Raw genomic sequence first — 4,415 nt, 5'->3', positions numbered from 1 at the left:
GCAGGTACTCCCACGACAACACCCCCCCATCACCCACACCCCAATCGAACTCGTGACCGGCGGCGGCGGAGAGGGCGTCGATGCGCCCGATACGGCGGGTCAGCAGGTGGTCGCGGCCCACGGCCGCGAAGGGCAGGCCCGCGCCGACGACGTCGGGTCGGAGCTTGGGGTGGCTGGCGACCAGCACCTCATGGCCGGCCGCCCGCGCCGCCCACGCGATCGGCACCATTCCCAGGAAATGCGTCCTCTCCGCCGAGGTCGCGAACAGAATGCGCACGGGCCACCACTCCCCTTGGAAAAGCCGAAAGCGCGGCGGCAATGCCGCAGCGGCGAAATCGAATAGGCTGCGCCGGACGTTCGGCACCGCGGGGGGTTGCCCCGTCCCGCCGGACCGCCGCTACCATAACCACCGCCGCACCGACCGTTCCACCGGGTACGGCGCACGTACGATTCCCCGAGGTCCGCCACCGGGGGGAAATCCATTCATTATCCTCCTGCCCATCCAGAACGCGGCGCCGGTGGCGCGAAGGCCAATCCGCCGCGAAGGCACCCCGGTCACCCGTTGCGGGCGGGCACGCCTGCCATTTCGCATCCGCCGCCGAATCCCCGACCACTCGCAGCCAACGAGCTGATAGTCGAATGGAGCAAGCATGTCTTTTCCGCCGGACCGGGAGGACGTGACAGCCTCGGTCATCGGGCTGGGATACGTAGGGTCCTGCCTCGCCGCGACGCTGGCCGACAGGGGCCTGCGGGTGTTCGGGGTCGACGTCAACGAGCTGCTCGTCGAGGAGATCGCGGGCGGCGGCAGCCCCGTCCAGGAGCCCGGCCTCACCGACCTGCTCGCCCAGGGGACGGCCTCGGGGCGGCTGACGGTCGGCACCGACTACGCCCGGACCGCCGAGTCCGATGTCGTCATCGTGGCCGTCGGCACGCCCGTGCACGGCCGCGGCGAACTGGCCGACACCCAGGTGCGCGGGGCGTGCGAGGAGTTGAGCCGGCACCTGCGCCCGGGCCAGCTCGTCATCGTGAAGAGCACCCTGCCGCCGGGGACGATGCGCCGGCTGGTCGCCCCGCTGCTGGAGAAGGGCGGGCTGCGCTGCGGCACCGACATCGGCCTGGCCTTCTGCCCCGAGCGGCTCTCGCAGGGTACGGCGCTGGCCGAGCTGCGCAGCCTGCCGGTCGTGGTCAGCGGCATCACGCCGCGCGACGCCGAGCGGGCCGAGCGGTTCTGGCGGCGCGCCCTCGGCGTGGAGACGATCCCGTGCTCGTCGCTGGAGACCGCTGAGGTGGTCAAGCTCGCCAACAACTGGTGGATCGACCACAACATCGCGCTCGCCAACGAGCTGGGCAAGTTCTGCTCGGCCGTCGGGGTGGACGTCATGGAGGTCATCGGCGCGACCAACTCCGCGCCCAAGGGCGGCGGCAACATCAACGTGCTGCTGCCCGGGGTGGGCGTGGGCGGGTCGTGCCTGACCAAGGACCCGTGGATGGTGTGGCGCACCGCGCGCGAGCACGGCCTGGACCTGCGCTCGGTGACCACGGCGCGGGAGATCAACGACGGGATGCCGGGCTACACGGCGCGGCTGATCCTGGAGGAGATCGCGAAGGCGGGGAAGCGCCCCGACCAGGCGCGGGTGGCGATCCTCGGGCTGGCGTTCAAGAACGACACCGGCGACGTGCGCTCCACCCCGACCGCCCCGGTGGTCGCCGCGCTCGCCGACGCCGGCGCGGAGGTCGTGCTCTACGACCCGCTGGTCGATCCGGCCGAGGCGGAGAAGACGTTCCGCACCGGCCTGGCGCCCACCGCCGAGGCCGCCGCCGAGGGCGCCGACTGCCTGGCGATCCTCGCCTGGCACCGGGAGTTCGCCGACCTGTCCTTCGCCGACCTGCGCACCCGCGTCAGCGACCGGTGCGTGGTCGTCGACGGGCGCGCCCACTTCCCCCGTTCCACCGTCGAATCCCTCACCGGGCTGGGGTTCGCCTTCCGCGGGATCGGACGGTAGACGCCATGGCACGAGTCGTCGTGACCGGGGGCTGCGGCTTCGTCGGCAGCCACCTGGTCGACCACCTGCTCCGCCGCGGGGACGAGATCACCGTCTTCGACACCGGCCGGCCCGCCGCCGACCAGCCGCACACCCGCGCCGACGTGCGGCACGTCTCGGGCGACATCCGCGACCCCGACGCGTTGGCTGCGGTGATCACGCCCGGGGTCGACACCGTCTACCACCTGGCGGCGGTCGTCGGCGTCGACCGGTACCTGCACCGGCCGATGGACGTCATCGACGTCAACTTCAGCGGCACCCGCGCCGTCCTCGACCTGTCCACCCGCGCCGGGGCGAAGGTGGTGTTCGCCAGCACCAGCGAGGTCTTCGGCAAGAACCCGGCGGTGCCGTGGGACGAGGAGGCCGACCGGGTGCTGGGCACCACGTCGGCGAACCGGTGGAGCTACTCCACCAGCAAGGCGCTGGCCGAGCACATGACGTTCGCGTTCATCCGCCAGCACGGGCTCACCGCGTCGATCGTGCGCTACTTCAACCTGTACGGACCCCGGCAGCGGCCGGCGTTCCTGGTCAGCCGGAGCGTGCACCGGGCGCTGAACGGGCGGCCGCCGATCGTCTACGACGACGGCCTGCAGACCCGCAGCTTCACCTACATCGACGACGCCATCAGCGCGACGGTCGCCATCGGGGCGTCGGAGCGGGCCGACGGCGAGTCGTTCAACGTCGGCGGCACCCAGGAGATCCCCATCCGGCACGTGGTCGAGCTGATCATGAAGCTCACCGAGCTGGAGGGCGGCTTCACCCGGATCGTCACCAAGGAGCGGTTCGGCGACGTCTACCAGGACCTGGTGCGGCGCGTCCCCGACACCACCAAGGCGTTCGACCTCCTCGGCTGGAAGTGCGCCACCGACCTCCAGCAGGGCATCGCGCGGACCGTCGACTGGGCCCGGGGGGCCCGCTGGTGGCGGGAGCTGCCCGACGGCTCCCCCGACTGACCCCCGGCCGGCCGGGCCCGCCGGGGCCCGACCGGTCGAACGCCTGTCCTGCCGGCGGGACACCGGCCGCGGACGGGCGCCCGCCCACCACCGTCCCACCTCACCGTTCGACCGACACAGGGAGCGATCTTGTCGCCTACGACCGAATGCCGTATCTGCTCCGGCACCGTCACCGAGTTCTTCGACCTCGGCCGGCAGCCGATCGCGGACGCGTTCCGGGAGCCCGGCAGCACCGCGGAGGAGTTCTTCTACCGGCTCGCGGTGGGCACCTGCGCGGACTGCACCATGGCCCAGCTCATGGAGGAGGTCCCCCGGGACCTGATGTTCCACCAGGACTACCCGTACCACTCGTCGGGGTCGACGGTGATGCGGGCGCACTTCGAGGGCGTCGCCAAGCGGTTCCTCACCACCGAGCTGACCGGGGACGACCCGTTCCTGGTCGAGATCGGCAGCAACGACGGGATCATGCTGAAGGTGGTGGCCGAGGCCGGCGTGCGCCACCTGGGCGTGGAGCCGTCCGGCGGGGTGGCCGACCTGGCCGCCGCCCAGGGCATCAACGTGCGCAAGGACTTCTTCGAGGAGTCGGTGGCGCTGGAGGTGCTGGAGGCGCACGGCCGGGCCGACGTCGTGTTCTCGGCCAACACGTTCTCGCACATCCCCTACGTCGACTCGGTGCTGGCGGGCATCCGGGCGCTGCTGGCGCCCAACGGCGTGTTCGTGTTCGAGGACCCCTACCTGGGCGACATCGTGGCGAAGTCCTCGTTCGACCAGATCTACGACGAGCACTTCTACTTCTTCACGGCCCGGTCGGTGAAGAACATGGCGGCGGCGTCGGGCCTGGAGCTGGTGGACGTGGAGCGGCTGCCCACCCACGGCGGCGAGATCCGCTACACGCTCGCGCTGTCGGGCGCGCGGACCCCGTCGGCGGCGGTGCGGGAGCTGCTCGCCGAGGAGGACGCGCGCGGCCTCACCGACGCGGCGGTGCTGGAGGGCTTCGCGGCGAGCGTGGCGCGCAACCGCGACGACCTGGTGGCGGAGCTGCGCCGGCTCAAGGCCGAGGGCAAGCGGGTCGTGGGGTACGGGGCGACCGCCAAGAGCGCGACCGTGCTGAACTACGCCGGGATCGGGCCGGACCTGCTGGAGTTCATCTGCGACAGCACCCCGGCCAAGCAGGGCCGGGTGACGCCGGGCACGCACATCCCGGTGCGGCCGCCGGAGGCGTTCTCCTCGCCGTACCCGGACTGCGCGCTGCTGCTGGCCTGGAACCACGCCGACGAGATCATGGCCAAGGAGACCGCCTACCGCGACGCCGGCGGCACCTGGCTGACCTACGTCCCGGAGGTCCGGATCTCCTGATCCGGGGGGCGCACGAGAACGGCCCGCGACCGGGTCCTCCCTTCCCGGTCGCGGGCCGTTCACA

General features: G+C 71.9%; 3 protein-coding genes and 1 pseudogene. 3 read left to right on the top strand and 1 reads right to left on the bottom strand.

Annotated features, from left to right (window positions below; translation table 11 throughout):
• Window positions 1-277 (bottom strand): annotated as a pseudogene (locus tag NT8_RS27360) (activator-dependent family glycosyltransferase); the annotation flags it as partial.
• Between the two features lie 373 nt (window positions 278-650).
• On the opposite strand from NT8_RS27360, the gene NT8_RS27355 reads away from it, so the two are divergent.
• The 3 genes from NT8_RS27355 (at window position 651) to NT8_RS27345 (ending at window position 4,351) form a co-directional block, all read left to right on the top strand.
• Window positions 651-2,003 carry a nucleotide sugar dehydrogenase gene (locus NT8_RS27355; protein ID WP_067975797.1) on the top strand — a complete coding sequence of 451 codons (1,353 nt, stop codon included), beginning with the start codon at window positions 651-653 and terminating at the stop codon, window positions 2,001-2,003.
• A 5-nt stretch (window positions 2,004-2,008) separates the two neighbouring features.
• Entirely contained in the window at window positions 2,009-2,995 is a 987-nt protein-coding gene (locus NT8_RS27350; RefSeq protein WP_067975795.1) for an NAD-dependent epimerase/dehydratase family protein, read from the top strand.
• A 129-nt stretch (window positions 2,996-3,124) separates the two neighbouring features.
• The gene (locus NT8_RS27345; RefSeq protein WP_067975793.1) at window positions 3,125-4,351 is read left to right on the top strand and encodes a class I SAM-dependent methyltransferase; all 1,227 of its coding nucleotides are present in this window, start codon (window positions 3,125-3,127) and stop codon (window positions 4,349-4,351) included.
• Window positions 4,352-4,415: the final 64 nt, after the last annotated feature.

It is taken from the genome of Nocardiopsis trehalosi NBRC 14201 (genome assembly GCF_001552555.1).
In the GTDB taxonomy this organism is placed as follows: domain Bacteria; phylum Actinomycetota; class Actinomycetes; order Streptosporangiales; family Streptosporangiaceae; genus Nocardiopsis_B; species Nocardiopsis_B trehalosi.
Note: the sequence above shows the minus strand (reverse complement) of the source record. Positions and strands in the feature narration are given on the sequence as shown.

Coding starts and splice junctions, on each gene's coding strand:
- NT8_RS27355 (WP_067975797.1), top strand. CDS start 651: ATGTCTTTTCCGCCGGACCGGGAGGACGTGACAGCCTCGGTCATCGGG.
- NT8_RS27350 (WP_067975795.1), top strand. CDS start 2,009: ATGGCACGAGTCGTCGTGACCGGGGGCTGCGGCTTCGTCGGCAGCCAC.